Raw genomic sequence first — 22,215 nt, 5'->3', positions numbered from 1 at the left:
TTAAATTTATTTATGTATTAGTTTTAAAAACTCTTATATCTATATGAGGTTTTTTAAGGTTAAACTCTAAGGTATATGGGAAAAAATTTCATCTTTCCTTAATTATTGTAAAATTCAATTAACAAACTAGAGGTGTTCGTTTATGGCTATTAGCAACACTGGCAAAGCAACCAGTTCTCGGCATAAGCCTGCCAAGTCTTCAGGGGAAGCTATAGAGGAAGTTGAAAATCAACAAGGCCATAGCTTGAATGCAGATAAAGTCGAGGAAGTCAATGAACTGCCGGTAGGAGCTTCTGGAACACTCGCCATTTCTGGAATTCGTCCCATAGGCGCTAGCGACTTAGAAATTGCTGAAAAACTCTCTATTGCTGGGGTGCGTCCTGTTAGCACTAGTCATTTGGAAGTAGTTGAAACCTATAATGCAATGGGTATTCGTCCAATTGGTGCTAATAAATTCCAAGTTGTTGAAAGTATAAATCTCTCTGGGATTCGTCCAGTTGGCTCAAGTTTATTGGTAATTGATGAAAGCTATTCAACATTCGGAAACCGTCCGATAGCATCAAATGAGATTGACAATCCTGAAAGCCTGATGGGTTTTCTAGATTAGACAAAAAACATCCCTATAACTTTATTAACCCATTTTCTGTACGAAGTTGGGTTTTTTTATTTAAAAAATAAAGATTACCATCTGTGACTTTTGTTCTATGTCTTTTAGCATAGGTAACTCAACTCTACTTACTTGAATTTATATTCAATCAACAGCTAGGATGCTTACTACAATTACTTTTATTCATTTTAAATTATTTAATATGTCTTGTGGCGGAAGACTTAAGCAAAAACTTTAAGTTACTGTGTAATGGTAATAACAAAGAGTTTCAAAGTTAGTTAATAACTTTGAAATTAATTTTCAATTTAATCAGGAGTATCAAAATGAGCATAGAAGATCGCGCAAAGGCTGCTGCTAAGAACATAGAAGGCAAAGCCCAAGAAGCATTAGGAAACATCACTGGAGATCCAGAAGATAAAGCTAAAGGTAAAGCAAAGCAAGCCGAAAGCGAAGTAAGTCACGGCATTGAAGATGTGAAAGATAGTGTAAAAGAAAAAATTGACTAATAATTCGTAGTTTTTTTGCAGAATCTCTAGGAATATAAATAGAGTATATTCCACTTTTGCAATAAAAAATTATGAAAAGTTAAGTAATTAATGCTATACACCTTTATTCTATTCTTAGCAACTATTGAAAGATAAAGAACTAGCTTAATTGATAAAACTTTTATAGAGACGTAATTAATTACGTCTCTATATTTTTGCTTTCTAATCTGTTCTTTAGTGAAAGATGGATATAAAATCATCTGAAAAATTAATTTAATTTTACTGCTGCATTAATACCTAACTATTGAATGGCAATGTCTACGATAAGCGTAGCTACGGCAACTTTGCTTAATCTGAAAATCATTTCAAATCTCAAAAATTGTAGTAATATACCACAGGCATTAACTATCTTCAGCTACATCTGATTGTTAGCGCTCTTAAATTCACAATCTATGAGAATATACCGTGAACCTAACTCTTTATTTCCTCCGTCACGGACAGACAGAATGCAGCCGTAATAATTCTTTTTGCGGTTCTATAAACTCAGAACTTACTCCAGAAGGCTTGGAAATGGCAAAAGCTTTTGCACAGACATATAGTTCTATGGATTGGACAGCAATATTTTGTAGTCCAATGCAGCGAACTGTATTGACAGCAAAACCTTTGTCTGAAGCAATAAGGATAGAACCACAACTTCGGGATGGTTTAAAGGAAATTAACTATGGCTTGTGGGAAGGAAAAACTCCAGAAGTAATTAGCCGTGAATATCACGATGATTATATTCGCTGGTCAGCAGATCCGGCTTGGTATGCGCCAAATGGTGGAGAAATGGCAGTTACAATTGCTTCTCGCGCCATACAGGTAATTGAAGAAATCAAGCAAAATTATACTACTGGCAATGTTTTAGTGGTTTCACACAAGGCAACTATCAGAATTATTCTGTGTAGTTTACTAGGGATTGATGTGGGACGCTTCCGTTTTCGTTTGGGATGCCCTGTTGCTTCGGTGAGTATTGTAGAATTTACCTCACATGGGCCGTTGTTAAAAGTTTTAGCAGACCGTAGTCATTTGAATGAGCGGTTGCGAAATTTACCGGGGACATGAGGTGTTGATTAACTGATTGTTTGTCGTCTTAACAGATTAATGTCGTTTCTCTAAAATAGCTACAAGTATTATGACATAAAGAATATAGCTTTTGTCAGCTAAATTTAATGCTATATAGGATTTAACTCAACTGAAGCCGAACGTTCTGATAAAGGTGGCTATCCGATTAGTGATGGTTGGTAAGATTTTATCGTCAAAACTTATAAAGAAGGTAACAAGAACGGTAGAAAAATGACACCGGCTGAAGTTACAAATCGTATGGCAATATTATGCTTCCAATTAAAAAAAGCCGCTAAGTGGCGGCTTTTTTAATAATGGGCAGTACCAGACTCGAACTGATGACATCCTGCTTGTAAGGCAGGCGCTCTACCAACTGAGCTAACCGCCCTTTTGATCAATCCTTAACTAATATAACAAAATATTTAACGTTGCGCTAGTAGTTTTAAGAAAATCTTTTTTTCTCTTATACTGACTCAGTATTCAGTTATAGCAGGAGGCAGGAGGCAGAGGGCAGGAGGTAAAACTATTGCTAACTCTCTTCTTTCACCCCATCCTTATGTCCTAAAGAGTGTGACTACGGCTATAACTCAGCACGGGCTAAACGCCCCGCTATCGCTAACAGGATTTAAAATGCCCTCTGGTCGCACGCACGATCGCATTACTATGTATGCTCTGCCGTTCGTGGCGGGTATTACTTTTTGGCAGACTCGCAGTAGCAATGCGACTTTGTTGGTTGCAGGCGGGTTTCTCTTTGGCGGGCTGATGTTTGGCCCAGATTTGGATATTTACTCTGTGCAATTCCAACGCTGGGGTTTCTTGCGCTGGATTTGGCTACCTTATCAAAAAAGTCTCCGACATCGTTCTTTTTTATCCCACGGACCGATTATTGGCACAATTCTACGGATACTTTATCTGGGGTGCTTGCTGGCTATTTTGGCAATTTTCGTGTTGGCGATCGCTGAAAGGTTGTGGAATCTAAGTTTTACTTGGCAGGATTTAAGTGCAACTGTGGGGCGATCGCTCGTGCAATACGATACTGAATATATCGCTTTGTTTTTCGGGTTAGAACTTGGTGCGATGAGTCATTCTCTGAGTGATTGGGGCGGTTCGGCATACAAGCGCTTTCAAAAAAAGGGAGTTCGCGGGTTGCTTCCTAGTGGCAAAATTAAGAAGCGGAAAGTTACAAATCGCGGTAATCGTCGAGCTACAGTTACCAGAAAGAGCAACGGTAGAACGACAAAGGACAAATGACAAATGACAAATGACAAAGTTGAGACTTTGGAAGCGTTGCAAGAATTAATTGAGGTGGTGGCGAAATTGCGATCGCCTGATGGTGGTTGTCCTTGGGATTTGGCTCAAACTGCCGAAACGCTGACTCCATTCGTGATTGAGGAAGCTTATGAGGTGGTGGATGCGATTAAGAATGGGGATAAAACTGCGATCGCCGAGGAGTTAGGCGATTTATTGTTACAAGTAGTATTGCAAGCCCAAATCGCTAGTGAATCTGGGCAATTTTCTCTTAAAGAAATCACTCAGGGGATTTCCCAAAAGTTGATTCGCCGTCATCCTCATGTGTTTGGTGATGTGTCAGTTGCCAGTGTGGATGAGGTGCGGCAAAATTGGGAACAAATCAAAGCTGCGGAAAAAGGCGAAGCATCTCCAGACGCGCAAAAATTTAGTGCTAAACTCGCTCGTTATGGACGCACCCTTCCCCCACTGACGGCGGCAATGAAGATTTCTCAAAAGGCAGCCGCGATCGGGTTTGAATGGGAAAATATTCAGGGTGTCTGGGATAAGTTTCATGAGGAGTTGGGAGAGTTTCAGCAGGCTTTAGCTGAGGAAACACCCGAACGACAACAAGCAGAATTAGGCGATTTACTATTTGCAGTTATTCAGCTAGCGCGTTGGCATAATCTTGACCCCAGCACCGCTTTGCAAGGTACAAATCAGCGCTTTGTGCAGCGATTAGAAAAAATGGAGGCGGTTGTTGACCGTCCCCTTTCTGATTACAGTTTGAATGAGTTAGAAGCTCTCTGGCAACAGGCAAAAGCTCAACTTGCTCAAGAAGGGAGTGGGGAGTAGGGATTGGGGATGGGGGACTGGGGATTGGGGATTGGGGACTGGGGATTGGGGATTGGGGATTGGGGACTGGGGATTGGGGATTGGGGATTGGGGACTGAGGAGACTTATAACTTAAAGCTTCATGATCAAAGATGCAAGTTTCAGGCTCAAAAGCTCAAGCTTCATGATCAAAGATGCAAGCTTCAGGCTCAAAGATGCAAGCTTTAGATTCAAAGATGCAAGCTTTAGATTCAAAGGCTCAAACTTCCTATTCCCCAGTCCCCATTCCCCAGTCCCCAATCCCCATTTTCTTCTTCAAGATTTTTCAGCACTGAACCACTTATCATATAGCGATTGATAAGTGCCATTTTCTTTGAGACTCAGTAGAGCCTTATTAATTGGTTTGCGGTAGGGACTATTATTGGGCAGAATGATGCCGTAGCTTTCTTCACGCAAGATACTGCCAACAATCTCTACTTTCCCTTTGCCTTCATTGGCAGCATAGAAGAGGAGTACAGGCGCATCAAACACCACAGCATCAGCGTTTTTTGTTTGCAGAGCATTGTAAGCTTGCTCAATATTGGGGAGTTCTAGAATTGAAATTTTATGTTCTCGCAGGTATGTGGCGGCTGTGCTACCCGCAGTTGTAGCTACTATCTTGCCGGGTAAATCGTCTATGTTCCTGATATCACCCTGAAGTTGTTGCACTGTTAATGAGGTAGTGACGCTGGCTGTAAAGTAAGCAACAAAAAGGACTCCAATGAACATCCAGACTACAGCTACTAAGCGTGCTAGTACTCCCTTGGGCATTTCATCAGCTTGGGTTGCTAATGTGGCTGCTGCCCACCAACCAGCTTTAAAAATTCCCGGAAAGTATGATTGAGAAATTATCCCATTTTTTTGATGACGCTCAGATAACCAAATAATATGGGCTGCTACAACAATTAATAGCAGGGCAATGCCTATTACCTGCAAAAGACTAGCAGAGAAAAATAATTGCAAAAGATTTGGTAAGGGATTTTTGTTACTCTCTGCGTTTCTCACCATAATTTGCAGCCCCCCAGTAAAAATGGGTAATGAAAAATCAAAATTCTGCTCGCGTTCGGCTGTAATCGAGATAGCTGCAATTCCCAAGTTGGCTTTGCTTTCTTTAATAGCCAAAAGCACTTCCGGTACAGAAGAATATTCAATAAATTTATACTCTATACCTATTTGGTTAGCGATGCTGCGCCAGAGGTCGATACTGAATCCCGATAGCTCACCTTTGCCTGGGATCACAAAGGGCGGTATAACTCGTGTAGCTACTAATAAGGGTTGTTGGGGTTGTGGTTTTTGCGCTACTCCTGGGGACGCGATTAATAACAATGCCAGAATTCCACCTACTAATCCTATGCAGGTATACAGTGCTAAAGAAAGCTTGATTTTGTTTTTTGAATCATATCTGCCAATCGGGCTGTTTCTCCCAGCTAGAAGTTGGCGAAATTTAGTAGCGATCGCATTTATCATCAGAATTTTTTTAGGGTTGTGTGCATAATCTATTTATCATGCCCACGTTGTATCAAATATCATGTTCGTTGTTAATCAGCAACGTGATTGTGCCAATTTTGACTTATTCTCTTGGTAGTGTCGTTGTAACCATCAGATACTCCTTAAGCTATAAAAACATTTGCTTAAATTTACTCATTATGTTTATTGCTGTGCAATACTCTGGGTGGATTTCTTGATCTATTCTTTGCTTTTAAAATTATAGAGAAAAAGCTTGAGATAGCTATATTGTGTCTAATTCACTTTGTAGAACTCACGATGTCAAGGTAAACTTCTATCTTTCTAAAGAATAGTTTTAAGACGGGTTCTTAACATACATTTGGGTTTATACAGCATTTTGTATCTAAATAAAGTGAAGTACGTCCTTTACCCACCTTAATCCCCCCGATGTATTGGGGGGGAACTAGAAATACAGTTCCCTCCCCTTTCTAAGGGGCTACGGTGTATACACAAGTCTGAAATAGCTTACTCGTCTGGTTTTTCGCGTTAGTTTTACCCCACCCTAACCCTCACGCCACTTGCTTCAAGTCGGCAGAGCCGCCCAACGCAGTGGCTCCCCTTATAAAGGGGAGGGAACAAGATTTATTATTTCCCCCCAATACATCGGGGGGATTAAGGGGGGTAATTTGACTTGTGTGTACACAGTAGTTCTAAGGGGAGGGTTAGGGAGAGGTATTTTTCTACTTTATTAACTTACAATCTGCTGTAATTGCCTGATATTTTATTTAACGTGCGCTTCTTAGTCTTTGCAAAGCGAGCAACATGGATGTAGACGATTTTAGTCAAAAAATAGAGACATTGCACTCACGGGTGACACGATTACTGCAAAGTACTGAAAGTCAGCCGCAGAATCAACAAGAGCTGATAGCAGAAGCTTTTGAAGAACTTGAAATAAGTTTGGAAGAACTACAAATCGCCTCCGAGGAACTACAAGCAGCACGAATTGTAGTAGAGAAAGAGCGTCAGCGTTACCAAGAATTATTTGATTTTGCGCCTGATGGTTACTTGGTAACTAATACATTCGGCACTATCCTGGAAGCTAATCGTGCTGCTACCATATACCTCAATGTTTTACAGCGATTTTTGGTTGGCAAACCGCTAGTTACTTTCATCGCCCAGTCAGATCATCAAGTCTTTTTTAATTACCTAATTCAGTTGCAGCAACTCGACCGAGGTGGGGAATGGGAAGTGTGTTTACAACCACGAGAAAAAATCTGTTTTGATGTAGCTTTGACAGTAGTTACCGTCCGTAACGAAGAAGGTGAGCCAGTTGCTCTGCGCTGGCTAATGCGTGATATTAGTGAGCGTAAGCGTTTGGAATTGCAGCGTCAGCAGTTATTTGCCAATGAGCAAGCCGCCCGAATTGCAGCCGAAGCAGCAGAGAGGCGCTCTAATTTTTTGGCTGAAGCAAGTCGTGTATTGGCATCTTCCTTGGATTATCGCACTACCCTAAAAAGCGTCGCGCAATTAGCAGTGCCTACTCTTGCCGATTGGTGTATTGTGGATGTCATCGAAAATAATTTGCCAGTTTTCACTAACCCAGTTATCGCCGCATCAGAACCAGCAAAGGAAGCACTGCTCCGAGAACTCCAAGAACGCTATCCAATTTCTGTTGATGCTGATTATGGGCCGGCGCAAGTTTTAAGAACTGGTAAGCCGGAACTGGTTACAAATATTCTTGAGTCTTCATTACAGAAAAATTCCTCGTCCGAGGAACACTTTAGTGTGCTGCGCCGACTTGAAGTTAAGTCTCAGATGGTAGTGTCACTGTTGGTACGCGATCGCAAGCTAGGGACAATTCTATTTGCGTCTGCACAACCAGAACGCCATTACACAACTGTAGACCTAGAAATGGCTCAAGAACTTGCTCAACGAGCAGCATTCGCCGTTGAAAATGCCCAGCTTTATCAGCAAGCCCAAGAAGCTAACCGCATCAAAGAAGAGTTTTTAGCGGTGGTTTCCCACGAACTTCGTACACCTCTCAATTCTATGCTGGGTTGGGTTCAACTAATACGTACTCGAAAATTGGACGAAGCAAATACTTCTAAGGGATTAGAGACAATCGAGCGCAATGCCAAACTTCAAAGAAAACTGATTGAAGATATCCTAGATATCTCGCGGATTGTCCAAAGTAAAATTCGCCTCAATATCCGTAAAATTGACCTTGTGCCTGTAATTCAGGCGGTAGTTGAAGCTGTACATCCCACATCTGAAATTAAGAATATTCAAGTTGAATCTCATCTTGACTCTTCAGTTGGTCAAGTTATGGGTGATTCAGAACGCCTGCAACAAGTTATTTGGAATTTGCTCTCTAATGCCGTCAAGTTCACACCTAACGAAGGGCGAGTTGAAGTATATCTAGAACAGGTAAACTCAAATGCTCAGATAACTGTCTCTGACACAGGTAAGGGAATTAGTGCTGACTTTCTACCTTATATCTTTGAGCGCTTCCGTCAAGCTGATAGCACAACTACTAGAGCAGACAATGGTTTGGGGTTGGGGCTAGCAATTGTCTATTACTTAGTAGAAATGCACTCAGGCACAGTCTACGCAGTTAGCGAGGGGGAAGGAAGGGGAGCAAAATTTATAGTGTTGTTGCCTCTGGCAGAACTGCAATCAGAGCATTTAATTAAAGAGAGTGAAGTAAAAGTCAATGACCTCTCAGTACTCAACGGCTTGCAAATACTCGTTGTCGATGACAATGCTGATACGCGGGAGTTAATTACCTTCGTTCTTGAAGAGTCTGGAGCGCAGGTGACGGCGGTTGGCTCAGTAAGTGAAGCTTTGGAAGCACTAAGACAATTCAAACCAGATGTTTTAATCAGTGATATCGGAATGCCAGATGAGGATGGTTATTCTCTAATTCGGAAAGTGCGGGCGCAGGAAGCAGAGCAAGAAAAGAAGATTTTAGCTGTGGCACTAACGGCATTTGCTAGAGATGAAGAACACAAGCTCGCTCTGCAAGCTGGGTTTCAAGTTCATGTATCCAAGCCAATCGAGCCAGAAGAGTTGGTGAAAGTGGTAGCGAACCTTACTAAAGGTAGCAAACAAGTTTAATGCACAATTAAGCTTTTGGTAGCAAATGCGTTGGCGTAGCCCGCCGCAGGCATCGCCTATATACAGTAGATTGCAATGAAGTACAAAAATACCCCTCCCTAACCCTCCCCTTGTAAAGGGGAGGGAACAAGATTTCTTATTTCCCCCCTTTCCAAGGGGGGATTAAGGGGGGTAATTTGACTTGTGTATACACCATAGCAATGTATCAGGGGGATTAAGGGGGGTAAGGATGTACTTCATTTAGATGCAAAATGCTGTAACAAATGCGTTGGCGTAGCCCGCCGCAGGCATCGCCGAATTAACAAATGCGATCGCCGAATCAACAAATGCGTTCGCCGAATTAACAAATGCGTACGCCGAATTAACAAATGCGTACGCCGAATTAACAAATGCGTACGCCAAATCAACAAATGCGTACGCCAAATCAACAAATGCGATCGCCGAATCAACAAATGCGATCGCCGAATCAACAAATGCGATCGCTAAATCAACAAATGCGATCGCCGAATTAACAAATGCGTTCGCCAAAGTAACAAATGCGATCGCCGAATCAACAAATGCGAACGCTAAATCAACAAATGCGATCGCCAAATCAACAAATGCGAACGCCGAATCAACAAATGCGTTCGCCAAAGTAACAAATGCGTTCGCCGAATCAACAAATGCGTTGGCGTAGCCCGCCGCAGGCATCGCCAATAAATGTCTTGCCCCCTGCCCCCTGCCCCCAAACTCAGCTAGCTGCGGCTCAAAAACATAGTCAAGACCACTCCCAGGATAATCGAACCACTACCAAGGATGAATGACCAGAAGCGATGATAACTGTTGACAATAGTGCCATTTTCACTTTGGAGTTGAATTAAATCCATCCAAGGCGCAACACCCCGACGGAACCAACCCACAGCCCCAACTTGTTCGCCAATCAAGCTTTTAACTCGCTTCATCCCAAACAGGAAATTGCCGATAGGGCCAAAGCGTGAGGCGTAATGCAGATAAAGCATTCCGCTACGATCTTGAATTTTTAAATCGGAACCAAATTTATAACCAGCGTCGCCACGACCAATTAGTTGACCTTCCAGTTTTGCAGGTTGTCCGCGTAACGGACTGGCATAAGGGTCTGACATCAAGGTGAGAATGTCGGTTTCTGGTGCTTGCTTGTAGTCAGGAAACATCACCAAGGCTTTGATAATAATTCCGATTCCTAAGCCAATTAGTGGCGCACCCAATACTAAACCTGTGTTTGGCGAATTTGACCACAAAATCACACCCATCACCAAGCCAACAAAGAAACCAATTGTTTCAGCGCCGTACAATACAACATCTAAAAAGAAGTTGCCGTAAAGCCTACTTTTATTCAGATTTTTACCTTCTCCAATAACTCGCCCCATATCAAACTCAGTCGGTAAACCCAATTGTTCGGCATAAGTGCTTAATGCACGAACTCGTTTGCCTGTCAATGGGTGAGTGGAATTTAACTCCATCCACCAACCCCAAGGGTTAAACATATCCCAGAGAAAGACGCGACCAACTTTTTGAGTATCGGATGCAATGCGGTAAGCGGTTCCTGTGGAAGCGGCGGCTTTATGGTCATAGATACCCAAGGCGCGAGTTCCTTCAATTAAACGGCTAGGTTCTTGTGTGCGCGAACCTTCTTCTAATATTCCATAAGCAATCTTCACTAAAGCGCGGGATAATCCGTTGGGATTACCCGTACTTTCGGCTGCAAAGTGATCAGCAAAGTATTCTCGTGTGCGAGAGAGGTACAGCAGTAGATAAGTACCGATGACATAAAACACGTAGGCAACTAAGGCAGCAGTTTGCATCGCATCTTTAATTTTGCTATCACCACCGCCGCGCCCAAATCTTCTAGCTGTGCTGTAAATCAAGTAACAAATTTGCACTAAGGTAGAAGCTACTGTCATCACTGCAAAGTCCCAGTGGACGATGTGCCCCAGTTCGTGGGCGTAGACGGTAGCAATTTCATCGTCATCAAGATATGTGAAAAGTCCTTGACTGACGATTAAACGGGCACTATTCGGCAATGAGCCATAAGTAAAAGCTGTGGGGTTTTGGTCGTTAATAATTCCCAAACGAGGAATTTTCAGATTTTTATGCTGACAGACTTGACGAATAACTTTAGCTGTCTCTGGACTGAGGGCTTCAACTTCTGTCAACTCTACCCAGCGAGTTTGGTAAAGCCAGCCTTGAGTTAAGTCCATGATGAATGGAGAGATGAAAAAGGCGGCGATATTAAAAACTAGGGTAATACCAATAGCGATCGCTAGTCCTTGGAGTGGATTATCGCTACCCGAAATAAATACTAAGCTCAAACCTAAAGCCAACACTATGCCAAACAACAAGGTGATGGTGACACCAGAAGCTAACGCCAAACTACCACCCACTCCCCCCATTGCTAATTTCATCCCAGTAGTGGCGGCACGACCAGCTTTTTGGCTAATGTTAGATGGTTGACGCAAGGATTGACTAGCCTTTTCTGCCCAACTGCGAGCCTGTGGGTTTTCACTCACGATTAACTTTTGACACAGGGCCTTGGCTTTTGCGATTTCACCTGTGGCTTGATAGGCTTTGATTAGCCACATCTGTGCTGAAAGATAATCTGAGGAATTGTGTTCAGCGCAATCGCGGCAGAATTGTTCGAGTAATTCCGCCGCTTCTTGATAACGTTTTTGGTTTAAGGCATTTAATGCAGATTGCAATGACATAGGATCTCCCTAGTGGAGGAGTGGTATTTGATCTATCAATACTCAATATATTCAGCGATCGTCACTACAATTTCGCAAAAATTTAATTAACGATAAACTCGCTTTTTCGCGTTGCTCCCTGTGGGATGGACATCTTGTCCGTCCTTTCTGGGCAGGCAAGATACTTACCCGACAATGGAATCAAGGTTTAACAAAATTAAGTTGCATACGGCGCTACTTAAGTAAAAGACTAGAGAAACATACATTACTATGTCTCTCTAGCCTGGGGAACGCATAAATCATATTTAAGATTTTCAAATAAAAACTGTAATCATACTTGCAATATTTTTGACGTTGTAAACTGACTACTTCTTTGCCTGTGTTTAATAATCAAAGAATAAATGTTTTGAACCCAGTCTTGCTTCACCCAATCAGAGTAATTATTGATTACCCAAATGATTCACCCGATTGGAGGAAGACGAATGATCAACATAACGTGAGATTGATAATATGAAAAGAAAGTAAAGCTTTGTACTATGACTATTATTGATATAGCTTCTCCCTTAATTAAGATTGCAGGACAAACCCGCCAAGCTGCAAGTAAGCTAGCGATTCTCTCCACTGAGGCAAAAAATCAGGCACTTGTGGCGATCGCTGAAGCTTTAGAATCAGCTAAAGATGAAATTTTACAAGCAAATGTTGCTGATTGTAAAGCTGCAACTGCTGAAGGAATTCCCCAACCACTTTATAAGCGCTTGCAGTTGGATGAACATAAACTAAGAGATGCGATCGCAGGGGTAGAAGATGTTGGTAAACTAGCCGATCCAATTGGTAAAGTCCAGATTCACCGCGAACTTGACACTGGCTTAGTTCTGAAGCGTATCACCTGTCCATTAGGTGTTTTGGGGATTATTTTTGAAGCTCGTCCAGAAGCGGCGATTCAAATTGTTTCTTTAGCAATCAAATCAGGAAATGGTGTAATCCTCAAATGTGGAAAGGAAGCAGTGCGTTCTTGTGAAGCGATAGTTAAGGCAATTAAACAAGGATTATCTCAAACTGCTGTTAACCCAGATGCAGTACAGTTATTAACAACTAGAGAAGAAACTTTAGAACTTTTGAAATTAGATAAATATGTAGATTTAATTATTCCTAGAGGTTCTAATTCATTTGTGAGATTTGTCCAGGAAAATACGCGCATTCCGGTACTAGGTCACGCCGATGGAATTTGTCATCTTTATATAGATAAAGCCGCCAATATTTCTAAAGCAGTTCCGATTACCGTCGATGCCAAAGCGCAATATCCAGCTGTTTGTAATGCGATTGAAACTTTACTAGTTCACGAATCAATTGCTAAAGAATTTTTACCGAAAGTTGCTGAGGCTTTGCAAGAACGCCATGTGGAATTAAGAGGCGATCAACGCACATTAGAAACTTTGCCTAATATTGTAGCTGCAACAGAAATAGACTGGGAAACTGAATATAGCGATTTGATTTTGTCGATAAAGATTGTAGACTCTCTAGAAGATGCGATCGCTCATATTAACAAATATGGTTCTCGTCATACCGATGCCATTATCTCTGAAGATGCAGCATCCGTGAAAACTTTCTTTGGACTAATAAATTCAGCTAATATATTCCACAATTGTTCTACCCGCTTTGCTGATGGTTTCCGCTATGGTTTCGGTGCAGAAGTCGGAATTAGTACGCAACAAATGCCTCCCCGCGGCCCCGTTGGTTTAGAAGGATTAGTCACATACAAATATCAAATGACTGGTGATGGTCATATTGTAGCTAGTTACACCGGAGCGAATGCGAAAGCTTTTATTCATCGGGATTTAGTGTAAAGTATTTTCACATATAGCAATCCTAAATCAGTCGTGATAAGTTAGATCCCCGACTTCTTTGAGAAGTCGGGGATCTGGACAATACCCATTGAACTCACGTTTATTTACTTGCAGTGATGATGTTGTAAAGACAGTTTTTTCTTTGAGAGGAAGCGATCGCTTTAAAAATCTTGACTCAAACAAGTTAGTTCTAGAGGTAACATTAACCTATCGGACAAGTTACAAAAAAATAGATTTGGCATGAGTAGCAAAACGTCCAAGGTCGGTGTCATTGGTGCAGGAAATGTGGGTGCAAACGTAGCAAATGCTTTAGTGCTACTCGGTAAATGTGTAAAAGTCGTCCTTTTTGACCGAACCTTATCAAAAGCTGAGGGGCAAGCATGGGATATTGAAGACACTATTCCTCTACTTCAAGAGATGGAAATTATAGCAACAAATCGATATGAAGATTTAGCTGATTCTGATGTGATTGTCGTGACTGTTGGGGTGCAGCAAAAAGAAGGACAAAGCCGATTAGATATATTAAGCGATAATGCAGAGATCATGCTTTCAACAATAAAAGAATTGGATCGAGTTGCACCGAATTCAATTGTACTTATTGTTAGCAATCCAGTGGATGTATTAACACGGATTGCGATCGCCAATTCCACAAGAGCAGAAAACCTGATTTTTGGTTCGGGAACCGTTCTTGATACTGCTAGACTGAGATATCAACTTGGTAAGCAACTGAACGTTAATAAACAAGACGTTCGTGTTTATGTGATTGGAGAGCATGGAGACAGTGAATTTGTGGTTTGGTCTAGTGCATTTATTGGGGGAATTCCGTTAGCTGAATTTTATACACCACAAGGAGCAACGCTGGAACAAATTCAGCAAAAGTACGCAGAGTTAACTCGTAAGCGAGGCTACAACATTTCTGAACGTAAAGGAAATACTAGCTATGGTATATCAACAGTAGTTTCTCAGTTAGTTGATACTATCCTGCGAGATGAAAAGGAGATATTTCCAGTATCGGTAAGAGCAAATTCTAACTATGGAGTTGGTAGTGAAGTTGTTCTGGGACTTCCATGTATCATTAGCTCCCAAGGTATTGAGCGCCAACTGGTGTTACCAAGAAATGCTGATGAACAACGCTTATTAGAAGAGTCAGCCACCAAACTGAATGAAGCTTATAATTCTTTGGATAATTAAAATCAACCTTTTTTGAATGTTAAACTAACGCTTTCAGTAATGCCTGAAGTTTCAGCTGCACCTCTGCAAACTCCTTGTCAGGATCGGAGCCAGCGACTATACCAGCACCAGCATACAACCTGGCGCGATCGCCATCAATTAATGCTGAACGAATTCCCACAATAAACTCACAATTCCCTTGAGAATCTATCCAACCTAAAGGTGCAGCATATAAACCCCTTTCAAAGTTTTCATAACGACGAATTTCGGCACAAGCTACATCTTGTGCTGCACCTGCAACGGCTGGCGTAGGATGCAATTGTCCAACAATCTTTAATGGGTGTATGTTAGCGGGAACCGTAGCAGTGATTGGTGTCCATAAATGCTGGATATTCGATAATTGTCGTAGCCGTGGTGCTAATATTTGCGGTAATAAACCTAACTCTGATAGCCGTTGTGTAATAAAATCAAGCACTAGGGAATGTTCGTGCTTTTCTTTTTCACTATTTAGTAAGCGATTGGCATTAACTGCATCTTCAGCAGGGGTTTTACCTCGTGGTGCAGAACCAGCTAAAGCATCAGTGATTAACTGTTGATTATTAATACTAATTAATCTTTCTGGACTTGCACCAATAAAATTTTGTCCTTTACCATTACTTGTAGAAAAAATATAACAATTAGGATGATTTTGTCTAAGATTATTTAATGAGTTCAGTAAGTCAAAGTAGTTGCTTGACATGACATCTAAAATATCTGCTAAAACAATTTTGCTTAAATGACCAGACCGAATTTTTTCTAAAGCAGATGCTACTGAACGTTTGAAATGAGCAGCATTCGTAACTGATTTTTTGTAGAAGTTTGCTGAGAAACAATCAATATTGGCAGAGTAATATTCTAAAGATTGGATAAATTCAATTTTTTTTTGTATATTCTCCAACAATCTTTCAATATTTATATTTGCATTAATAATTAGATTTGTTACTAATATACAACGCTGATTTTTTACAGCTACTTGCCAGCGCGGAAGAAAAATCGTAGCAGATGGAAATGGATAATCTACTTGGGCATTTTTATCAAAAAAGCTGAAATAACAAAAAAAGTGAGGGCCAGAAAAAGGTTGGTTCGCGTTACCAAAATTAATTATATTTTGTAGACAAGATTTGATAAAATATTCTGCTTTCCTAAAACGATTTGAACCATCAATGTGTAATTTTGCTACAGCATCAATTGCTGCGATCGCTTCTCCTTTACCTCTATCCTCAAAGTAAAAATTTATTTCATTTGCTTGTGTAAGTTTATCCAATACAAGTAAAGGGTCAACTAAATCAATTTCTTGGGAGACACTGACAATTTGTCTGCAATTATTTTTGACGCACTTTTCTTGCACTGCTACCAGAAATTGATATAAATCTTTGTCAAGGACAAAGAAGTTGCTACGACATGGTGAAACTGTCATGGATTTAACGATAGTAAATTTTTTTTAAGTTAACTTTCTAAAGTGTAATTAATCGTGGTCGTATTTTTACAGGTAACATATTAAGTTGCTATTTCACCAGCGTAGGGTTTGGCTTATTTGTAGTATTCTCAGACTATGATAAAACAGTTTCAGCCTGAAACTGCAACGTGAGGGTGAGTGTTAACAACATAAAGTTAACAAGCCATAGTGAAAGTGACAGTTGTTTGTATATCACCCATATCTAGCGTCTTTTGAAATCATAAAATCTCAAGAATGAGTAACATTCCAATAATTTAATTAATCACAACTAATGACTACCAACCAAATTTTATATCCCAACACTAAGTTATGGATGGCAGCGATTAAACCACCAATGTATAGCGTTGCCATTATGCCCATTTGGGTAGGAACAGCAGTAGCATTTTCCGAAACTAAAATTTTCAATGGTGTAGTATTTTCTACTTTTGTAGCGGCGGCAATCTTAATTCTTGCCTGGGAAAATATCAGTAATGATGTGTTTGATTCCGAAACTGGTATTGACCAAAATAAGCACCATTCTCTGGTGAATTTAACAGGCAATAAACCCTTAATATTTTGGATAGGAAATTTGTGCTTAGGTTTGGGGTTGCTAGGCATACTAGCGATCGCCTTTTGGCAACAAGACCTAACTGTTATCGGTATAATACTGCTGTGCTGCGGTTTAGGCTACACATACCAAGGGCCTCCCTTTCGCTTAGGATATCAGGGTTTAGGCGAGATTATTTGCTTTTTTGCCTTTGGGCCCTTAGCAGTGGAAGCAGCATATTATAGCCAAACCCAAACTTGGTCAATAACAAGTTTAGCAGCCTCAGTGATTGTCGGGATTGCCACAACCTTAATTTTGTTTTGCTCGCACTTTCACCAAGTTAAGGATGACATAGCCGCAGGCAAGCGATCGCCTATTGTCCGTCTCGGAACCAAAAAAGGCGCTCAACTGCTAGTTTGGTTTACTGGTAGTATTTATCCTCTTACCTTGCTATTTGTGCTATTGGGGATTTCTCCAGCTTGGACGTTATTAAGTTGGGTAAGTTTACCCTTTGCTTTCAAATTATGTCGCCATGTCCAAGAAAATCATAACCAACCAGACAAAGTTAGTAACTGTAAATTCATCGCCGTAGCTGTGCATTTCTGGGCTTGCTTGCTGTTGGGATTGGGATTTATGATTTAGGGCATTGAAACAGAGAGAAAATGACAAATGATTACAGATTTGAATTTCGCCCTTATCAACGAAGATTTTTGCGATCGCTTACCACTAATCATGGTAAGTGGGATATTCGTGAAGGTATTATTCTCCGCCTTACCAATGAATCAGGTAAAGTCGGTTGGGGAGAAATCGCCCCCATTAGCTGGTTCGGTTCCGAAACCCTAGAACAAGCCTTAGATTTTTGTCGCCAACTCCCAGAAGAAATCACAGACGAGATAATTTTCTCCATTCCAGATGAGTTACCAGCTTGTCAATTTGGCTTTGAGTCAGCGTGGGAGATGGGGAGCAGAGGAGCAGGGGAGATGGGGAGCAGAGGAGTAGAGGAGAAGAATTTAAATTTACCCTGTGCACTTCACTCTTTTCTCTACAGTGGCTTATTACCATCTGGGGAAGCAGCTTTAAATCAATGGAAAACGCTGTGGCAGCAGGGATATCGCACGTTTAAGTGGAAAATTGGTGTGGATGCGATCGCTGATGAACTAGAAATTTTTGAGTCACTGATATACACCTTACCAGCCTCTACCAAACTGCGATTAGATGCTAACGGTGGACTTAGCTATAAAGAAGCTAACTTATGGTTGTGGACTTGCGACAATCTCAAGGCAAATGGAGAACTACCCTTAGAAATCGAATTTATTGAGCAACCGCTACCCGTTGAACAATTTCAGCAGATGTTGGAATTGAGTAGGAGTTATGAAACTGCGATCGCTTTAGATGAATCTGTCGCCACACTTGGGCAACTTGCTGCTTGTCATCAACAAGGTTGGCGAGGGATTTTTGTCATCAAACCTGGGATAGTGGGATCGCCATCTCGTCTGAGAAAGTTTTGCCAACAGTATAAAATTGATACTGTATTTTCGTCAGTATTTGAAACTGCGATCGCAAGACTTGCAGCACTTAAACTAGCAGCTGAATTATCCCAAAACAACAGAGCAATTGGTTTTGGTATCGACCATTTTTTTGAACAAGAAGAAACGTGGTTTCAAACTTTATGGAACGACCTTTAGACTATCTTAATAACCTGGCTCAGAATGATTGGCTTATTGGTTATAACAGCCGTCAATTTAATCAAATAGCTCAAGAATTATATTTAGAACTAACACAACTATCAGCGTGTGGAACACCACCAAAAATTATCTTAGCCGAACGCGAACCATTACAATTTTTAGCAAGTTTTATTGCCGCTTGTGCAGCGAATTGTCCAATTTTTATTTGTAACCCCGACTGGGGAACACAAGAATGGCAACAAGTCTTTGATTTAGTAAAACCAGATATTATTTGGGGAATAGGAAATCATGAATGGGGAATAAAGAATGAAAATAATTACCAATGCTCAATACCCAATGCCCTATTCCCAAAAATTATGATTCCCACAGGTGGTTCATCAGGGCAGATTAAATTTGCCATCCATACATGGGAAACTCTCACAGCATCAGTACAAGGATTTACAGAATACTTTCAACTAAAGCAAGTCAATTCATTTTGCATGTTGCCGTTGTATCATGTTAGCGGTTTAATGCAATTTCTGCGCTCATTCACTACCGCAGGTCAACTATGTATTCAACCGTTTAAAGCTGTAGAATCAGGTCAAATCTTAAATATTAAACAATCAGAGTTTTTTATATCTTTAGTACCAACACAGTTACAACGCCTTCTGCAAAATCCAGAATTAACTGAATGGCTATCCCAATTTAATACTGTACTTTTGGGAGGTGCGCCAGCATGGAACGAACTACTAGAAAAAGCCAGATTTCATCGCATTCGGTTAGCACCAACCTATGGCATGACAGAAACCGCCTCTCAAATTGCTACCCTCAAACCAGATGATTTTCTTAGCGGTAAAATTAGCAGTGGTCAAATTCTTCCCCATGCAAAAGTAACTATTCGCAATCAGCAAGGCGAGATTTTAAATTCCAATCAAATCGGAAATATTACCATTCATGCTCAATCTTTAGCCCTTGGTTACTATTCGATAATCCAAGAAAATCAAACTGATTTCCAAGTAGATGATTTAGGCTTTTTAGACAACCAAGGTCATTTAAATATAGTCGGACGTAACAGTGATAAAATTATTACAGGTGGAGAAAACATTTACCCCGCAGAGATTGAATCAGCTATACAAGCAACTCAAATGGTTGCTGATATTTGTGTCATTGGTATCCCAGATAAACATTGGGGACAAGCTTTAACAGCGATTTACATTCCCAAACAATCAAATACCTCTGCCTTAAAAATCCAAACTCTACTCAAAGACAAAATCAGTAAATTTAAAATCCCTAAATATTGGATTCCCCAACAAAACTTACCCCGCAACTCCCAAGGAAAAATTAACCGCCAACAGCTACAGCAAATAGCCACAGAATTTCTGCAAAACCCCATCACATAATCTCTCTCGACTTTCTTCTCTCTGCACCTTCTGCGTCTCTGCGATTCATTTCCAACCATTGGATAATCTCTTCAGGTAATTCCTGCTTACTTCTACTACTTACATCAATACAAACGTGCCTAGTAATAGCTTTAGCAACTACCACCTCAGCCACCGTAATTTCGTAAGTAATTTCAAACTTATCAACACTTAGTTTTTGGGGAATTAAGCTAATCAGCAACTTATCCCCTACAAACATAGGGCGCAAAAAATCAACACTAGTATGAACAATGGGAAAAGCCACAGATGGATTAATAAAAAAATCTTTGAGATTAATACTTGAGGCTTCTAAAGATTCTTCATAAGCTTCATGGCAAATACCCAAAACATTAGCAAAATAAACTACCCCAGCAGCATCAGTATCTTGAAAGCGAACCGTGCGGTTATAAGTAAAAGGCATTTTTGACAATTGAATATTAAAAAACAGCAGGTTTATTGCCTACTTTACAAACTAATTTTATTGCAACTAAGTAAATCAGTGATAAAAATTCAATTTCCCCAGTTATGAGTTTGTATCGAGATGTTTAGCCTCATGCAATACTTTGGGGGTAAGAAAGAGCGATCGCTTTTACATTGATTCCAACGGCGGAACCTCGAAGTCATTAAACGAGCAAACATTATAAGACGAAGCTGCTAGAGCCTTCACCAGCTTACCGTCAAGAGTGAGCAAAGTAGCGCCTACCTGCTGTGAAAGTGCTACATAACAACCATCGTAGGCGGAGACTCGATAATTTAATGCGATCGCAACTGCATCCGCCATCAAATCAGCTGTGGAGACGACACGCAAGGGCAAAGCTTTGAGACTAGCTAAATTCCCTTGAATCAAAGAAACATTGTAACTACCTGCACGAGCATACTTCCATAAAACGTTTGCACATTCAATGTAAAACAGGTCAGGTACAAAGATTTCTGTCTGGGGATAGGCAAGGTGAGCAAACAGTTGATTGACCTTGGCTGTTAACGGTTCGGGAATAAATTGCTTAACAGATACACTGGCATCCACGACGCACTTAAGAGGAATTGTCATCTGTCCCGATCTTCTCTAATCATGGCAGTGCTGTCAGGCCATTCGATATCAGTTGGTAGCTGTTCACGGCGAAGACGGATTTCCTCTAGAAGTTTTGGGACATTTTTTCGTCTTTCTTCTTCCGTTTGCTGTGCTTCAGTTTTTAAAGCTTGTTCTAATAGAGTTATAACTTGGGCGTTAATGGAACGGTGTTCAGATGCCGCTAACTCTTGCAGTTTTGCATACAAATCATCGGGTAAATTTCTTACATAAAGGGTAGCCATCGCTTTACCTCAAAGTAGAATTTATCAAAATGATAGCACTATGCAAGCAAAAGGGGGAGCGATCGCTACTTGTAGATATGGTATATATAGACTAAATGAGTATAAAGATTATCATCTTAAAACTGGGAATTATAAGTACAAGTATTTCATTAATAAAGTAAATATGGTTTTACCTTTGATTCTCGGCGCTGCCGCTTTAGGAGCAGGCTTATTTGGAACTAAAAAAGGAGTAGATGCTGCCTCGGCTCACTCAAAAGCTAAGAACCTACAGCGTGAGGCACAGGAAGTTTATAAGCGTTCAGAATTTCAATTAAACTCTTCACGACAAGTAACAGCTGAGACTCTAGAGCATTTGGGGCAACTCAAGCTGGAAGTATGGGATGAGCAGCTAGGTCGTTTTGTCAAGCTTTATGAGCAACTAAAAAACGTTGAGCTAACAGGACAAGCAAATACAGGTGAGTTTAATGCGGCTAATTTTACTAGAGATGAATTAGCTCAAATGAAAGATATCGCACTAAAAGCTCATGAAGTGGTGCTAGGAGGAGCTAGTGCAGTAGGAGCAGGAGCATTGGCAGGAATTGCCAGTTATGGAGGAGCTATAATGTTTGCCTCAGCTTCAACAGGGACTGCGATTAGTACGCTTGCAGGTGCTGCCGCAACAAATGCTACTCTGGCATGGTTTGGCGGAGGTTCACTTGTTGCCGGTGGATGGGGCATGGCAGGAGGTATGTTTGTCCTCGGTGGAATAGTAGCTGGGCCAATCTTTGCTGTTGGTGGTATGTTAATGGCAGCAAAGGCTACTGAAAATTTAGCGAAGGCTCGCAGCTATAAAGCAGAAGCGGATAAGGTGGCAAAAGAGATGGAAAAAGCTATTAGTGTTTTAGATGCCATCAACAAAGTAGCCAAAAAATTTGATGAAGTTATCATGCGACTTTCAACAGCTATGACAGCCGAACTAGATGGTCTGGAAAGTATAATTATTGACTCAGGTACGAACTACGCTAAATATAACCAGTTGCAAAAACGTCAAGTTCATCTGCTCGTTCAGTTTGCTCAAGTCCTAAAGCTTTTATTAGAAACTCCATTACTCACCAAAGATAGTGCTTTGGATGAAAGCTCCACTAAAGCTTTAAAGCAAGGACAGTCATTTTTAGGTGAATCCTAATTTGTCAATAATTGCTCAAAAGCCGGAATTGTAGTATCTATTACTCCTAACTGACCTAAAGCTT

The 22,215-nt window shown here is 40.8% G+C and carries 19 protein-coding genes and 1 tRNA gene; 12 read left to right on the top strand and 8 right to left on the bottom strand.

The genetic code is table 11. The annotated features are described in order from the left end of the window. Window positions 1-142: 142 nt before the first annotated feature. The 3 genes from V7K79_RS25465 (at window position 143) to V7K79_RS25455 (ending at window position 2,196) form a co-directional block, all read left to right on the top strand. A complete protein-coding gene (locus V7K79_RS25465; RefSeq protein WP_335051607.1) occupies window positions 143-607 on the top strand; it encodes a hypothetical protein in 465 nt (154 codons plus the stop codon). Between the two features lie 323 nt (window positions 608-930). Beyond that, window positions 931-1,113 carry a CsbD family protein gene (locus tag V7K79_RS25460; protein WP_335051605.1) on the top strand — a complete coding sequence of 61 codons (183 nt, stop codon included), beginning with the start codon at window positions 931-933 and terminating at the stop codon, window positions 1,111-1,113. 444 nt (window positions 1,114-1,557) lie between these two features. Further along, the gene (locus tag V7K79_RS25455) at window positions 1,558-2,196 is read left to right on the top strand and encodes a histidine phosphatase family protein (RefSeq protein WP_335051603.1); all 639 of its coding nucleotides are present in this window, start codon (window positions 1,558-1,560) and stop codon (window positions 2,194-2,196) included. A gap of 315 nt (window positions 2,197-2,511) precedes the next feature. On the opposite strand, the gene V7K79_RS25450 is transcribed toward V7K79_RS25455, so the two are convergent. Then, window positions 2,512-2,584: transfer RNA gene (locus V7K79_RS25450), tRNA-Val, on the bottom strand. A gap of 242 nt (window positions 2,585-2,826) precedes the next feature. On the opposite strand from V7K79_RS25450, the gene V7K79_RS25445 reads away from it, so the two are divergent. Both V7K79_RS25445 and mazG read left to right on the top strand, forming a co-directional pair. Further along, window positions 2,827-3,447, top strand: a complete 621-nt coding sequence (locus V7K79_RS25445; RefSeq protein ID WP_335051652.1) for a metal-binding protein — start codon at window positions 2,827-2,829, stop codon at window positions 3,445-3,447. Between the two features lie 3 nt (window positions 3,448-3,450). Continuing rightward, window positions 3,451-4,278 carry a nucleoside triphosphate pyrophosphohydrolase gene (gene mazG, locus V7K79_RS25440; RefSeq protein ID WP_335051601.1) on the top strand — a complete coding sequence of 276 codons (828 nt, stop codon included), beginning with the start codon at window positions 3,451-3,453 and terminating at the stop codon, window positions 4,276-4,278. Window positions 4,279-4,572: 294 nt separating this feature from the next. Here the strand turns inward: mazG and V7K79_RS25435 are convergent, their stop codons facing one another. After that, window positions 4,573-5,763: a transporter substrate-binding domain-containing protein gene (locus V7K79_RS25435; RefSeq protein ID WP_335051600.1), complete on the bottom strand. Its 1,191-nt coding sequence runs from the start codon at window positions 5,761-5,763 to the stop codon at window positions 4,573-4,575. A gap of 801 nt (window positions 5,764-6,564) precedes the next feature. Between V7K79_RS25435 and V7K79_RS25430 the strand changes: the two genes are divergently transcribed. Continuing rightward, window positions 6,565-8,859, top strand: a complete 2,295-nt coding sequence (locus V7K79_RS25430; protein WP_335051598.1) for a PAS domain-containing hybrid sensor histidine kinase/response regulator — start codon at window positions 6,565-6,567, stop codon at window positions 8,857-8,859. A 240-nt stretch (window positions 8,860-9,099) separates the two neighbouring features. Here V7K79_RS25430 and V7K79_RS25425 read toward each other — a convergent pair whose 3' ends face one another. After that, entirely contained in the window at window positions 9,100-9,549 is a 450-nt protein-coding gene (locus tag V7K79_RS25425; protein WP_335051596.1) for a hypothetical protein, read from the bottom strand. Between the two features lie 44 nt (window positions 9,550-9,593). After that, window positions 9,594-11,579: a zinc metalloprotease HtpX gene (locus tag V7K79_RS25420; RefSeq protein ID WP_335051594.1), complete on the bottom strand. Its 1,986-nt coding sequence runs from the start codon at window positions 11,577-11,579 to the stop codon at window positions 9,594-9,596. Between the two features lie 515 nt (window positions 11,580-12,094). Here V7K79_RS25420 and V7K79_RS25415 point away from each other — a divergent pair. Together V7K79_RS25415 and V7K79_RS25410 are read left to right on the top strand one after the other, a co-directional pair. Then, on the top strand, window positions 12,095-13,402 hold the full coding sequence (locus V7K79_RS25415) for a glutamate-5-semialdehyde dehydrogenase (protein ID WP_335051592.1): 1,308 nt from the start codon (window positions 12,095-12,097) through the stop codon (window positions 13,400-13,402). A gap of 201 nt (window positions 13,403-13,603) precedes the next feature. Continuing rightward, a complete protein-coding gene (locus V7K79_RS25410; RefSeq protein ID WP_335051650.1) occupies window positions 13,604-14,593 on the top strand; it encodes an L-lactate dehydrogenase in 990 nt (329 codons plus the stop codon). A 19-nt stretch (window positions 14,594-14,612) separates the two neighbouring features. Here V7K79_RS25410 and V7K79_RS25405 read toward each other — a convergent pair whose 3' ends face one another. Then, on the bottom strand, window positions 14,613-16,028 hold the full coding sequence (locus V7K79_RS25405; protein WP_335051590.1) for an isochorismate synthase: 1,416 nt from the start codon (window positions 16,026-16,028) through the stop codon (window positions 14,613-14,615). Window positions 16,029-16,338: 310 nt separating this feature from the next. On the opposite strand from V7K79_RS25405, the gene menA reads away from it, so the two are divergent. Genes menA through V7K79_RS25390 form a run of 3 tightly spaced genes read left to right on the top strand, consistent with a single transcriptional unit; the run spans window position 16,339 to window position 19,657 of the window. After that, on the top strand, window positions 16,339-17,235 hold the full coding sequence (gene menA, locus V7K79_RS25400) for a 2-carboxy-1,4-naphthoquinone phytyltransferase (RefSeq protein ID WP_335051588.1): 897 nt from the start codon (window positions 16,339-16,341) through the stop codon (window positions 17,233-17,235). 20 nt (window positions 17,236-17,255) lie between these two features. Continuing rightward, on the top strand, window positions 17,256-18,278 hold the full coding sequence (locus tag V7K79_RS25395) for an o-succinylbenzoate synthase (RefSeq protein ID WP_335051587.1): 1,023 nt from the start codon (window positions 17,256-17,258) through the stop codon (window positions 18,276-18,278). Next, a complete protein-coding gene (locus V7K79_RS25390) occupies window positions 18,263-19,657 on the top strand; it encodes a 2-succinylbenzoate--CoA ligase (RefSeq protein WP_335051585.1) in 1,395 nt (464 codons plus the stop codon). The genes V7K79_RS25395 and V7K79_RS25390 overlap by 16 nt, the downstream gene beginning before the upstream one ends. Here the strand turns inward: V7K79_RS25390 and V7K79_RS25385 are convergent. The 3 genes from V7K79_RS25385 to V7K79_RS25375 form a co-directional block, all read right to left on the bottom strand. Continuing rightward, the gene (locus V7K79_RS25385; RefSeq protein WP_335051583.1) at window positions 19,650-20,096 is read right to left on the bottom strand and encodes an acyl-CoA thioesterase; all 447 of its coding nucleotides are present in this window, start codon (window positions 20,094-20,096) and stop codon (window positions 19,650-19,652) included. The genes V7K79_RS25390 and V7K79_RS25385 overlap by 8 nt on opposite strands. Window positions 20,097-20,264: 168 nt before the next feature. Continuing rightward, window positions 20,265-20,723 carry a type II toxin-antitoxin system VapC family toxin gene (locus tag V7K79_RS25380; RefSeq protein WP_335051582.1) on the bottom strand — a complete coding sequence of 153 codons (459 nt, stop codon included), beginning with the start codon at window positions 20,721-20,723 and terminating at the stop codon, window positions 20,265-20,267. Beyond that, window positions 20,720-20,986: a FitA-like ribbon-helix-helix domain-containing protein gene (locus V7K79_RS25375; RefSeq protein WP_104908309.1), complete on the bottom strand. Its 267-nt coding sequence runs from the start codon at window positions 20,984-20,986 to the stop codon at window positions 20,720-20,722. Before V7K79_RS25375 ends, V7K79_RS25380 begins: the two co-directional genes overlap by 4 nt. Window positions 20,987-21,026: 40 nt before the next feature. Here V7K79_RS25375 and V7K79_RS25370 point away from each other — a divergent pair, with 40 nt between their 5' ends. Then, on the top strand, window positions 21,027-22,151 hold the full coding sequence (locus V7K79_RS25370; RefSeq protein ID WP_335051580.1) for a hypothetical protein: 1,125 nt from the start codon (window positions 21,027-21,029) through the stop codon (window positions 22,149-22,151). The last annotated feature ends 64 nt before the right edge of the window (window positions 22,152-22,215 follow it).

The organism is Nostoc sp. (assembly GCF_036917575.1).
Classification (GTDB): domain Bacteria; phylum Cyanobacteriota; class Cyanobacteriia; order Cyanobacteriales; family Nostocaceae; genus Nostoc.
The sequence above is the reverse complement of the archived record's forward strand: the minus strand, read 5'-3'. Positions and strand labels throughout refer to the sequence as shown.

Bases quoted from the DNA above. Each gene is read 5' to 3' on its own strand.
- V7K79_RS25465 (WP_335051607.1), top strand. From the start codon at position 143: ATGGCTATTAGCAACACTGGCAAAGCAACCAGTTCTCGGCATAAGCCT.
- V7K79_RS25460 (WP_335051605.1), top strand. From the start codon at position 931: ATGAGCATAGAAGATCGCGCAAAGGCTGCTGCTAAGAACATAGAAGGC.
- V7K79_RS25445 (WP_335051652.1), top strand. From the start codon at position 2,827: ATGCCCTCTGGTCGCACGCACGATCGCATTACTATGTATGCTCTGCCG.
- mazG (WP_335051601.1), top strand. From the start codon at position 3,451: ATGACAAATGACAAAGTTGAGACTTTGGAAGCGTTGCAAGAATTAATT.
- V7K79_RS25435 (WP_335051600.1), bottom strand. From the start codon at position 5,763: ATGATAAATGCGATCGCTACTAAATTTCGCCAACTTCTAGCTGGGAGA.
- V7K79_RS25430 (WP_335051598.1), top strand. From the start codon at position 6,565: ATGGATGTAGACGATTTTAGTCAAAAAATAGAGACATTGCACTCACGG.
- V7K79_RS25425 (WP_335051596.1), bottom strand. From the start codon at position 9,549: ATGCCTGCGGCGGGCTACGCCAACGCATTTGTTGATTCGGCGAACGCA.
- V7K79_RS25420 (WP_335051594.1), bottom strand. From the start codon at position 11,579: ATGTCATTGCAATCTGCATTAAATGCCTTAAACCAAAAACGTTATCAA.
- V7K79_RS25415 (WP_335051592.1), top strand. From the start codon at position 12,095: ATGACTATTATTGATATAGCTTCTCCCTTAATTAAGATTGCAGGACAA.
- V7K79_RS25405 (WP_335051590.1), bottom strand. From the start codon at position 16,028: ATGACAGTTTCACCATGTCGTAGCAACTTCTTTGTCCTTGACAAAGAT.
- menA (WP_335051588.1), top strand. From the start codon at position 16,339: ATGACTACCAACCAAATTTTATATCCCAACACTAAGTTATGGATGGCA.
- V7K79_RS25395 (WP_335051587.1), top strand. From the start codon at position 17,256: ATGACAAATGATTACAGATTTGAATTTCGCCCTTATCAACGAAGATTT.
- V7K79_RS25390 (WP_335051585.1), top strand. From the start codon at position 18,263: ATGGAACGACCTTTAGACTATCTTAATAACCTGGCTCAGAATGATTGG.
- V7K79_RS25385 (WP_335051583.1), bottom strand. From the start codon at position 20,096: ATGCCTTTTACTTATAACCGCACGGTTCGCTTTCAAGATACTGATGCT.
- V7K79_RS25380 (WP_335051582.1), bottom strand. From the start codon at position 20,723: ATGACAATTCCTCTTAAGTGCGTCGTGGATGCCAGTGTATCTGTTAAG.
- V7K79_RS25375 (WP_104908309.1), bottom strand. From the start codon at position 20,986: ATGGCTACCCTTTATGTAAGAAATTTACCCGATGATTTGTATGCAAAA.
- V7K79_RS25370 (WP_335051580.1), top strand. From the start codon at position 21,027: ATGCAAGCAAAAGGGGGAGCGATCGCTACTTGTAGATATGGTATATAT.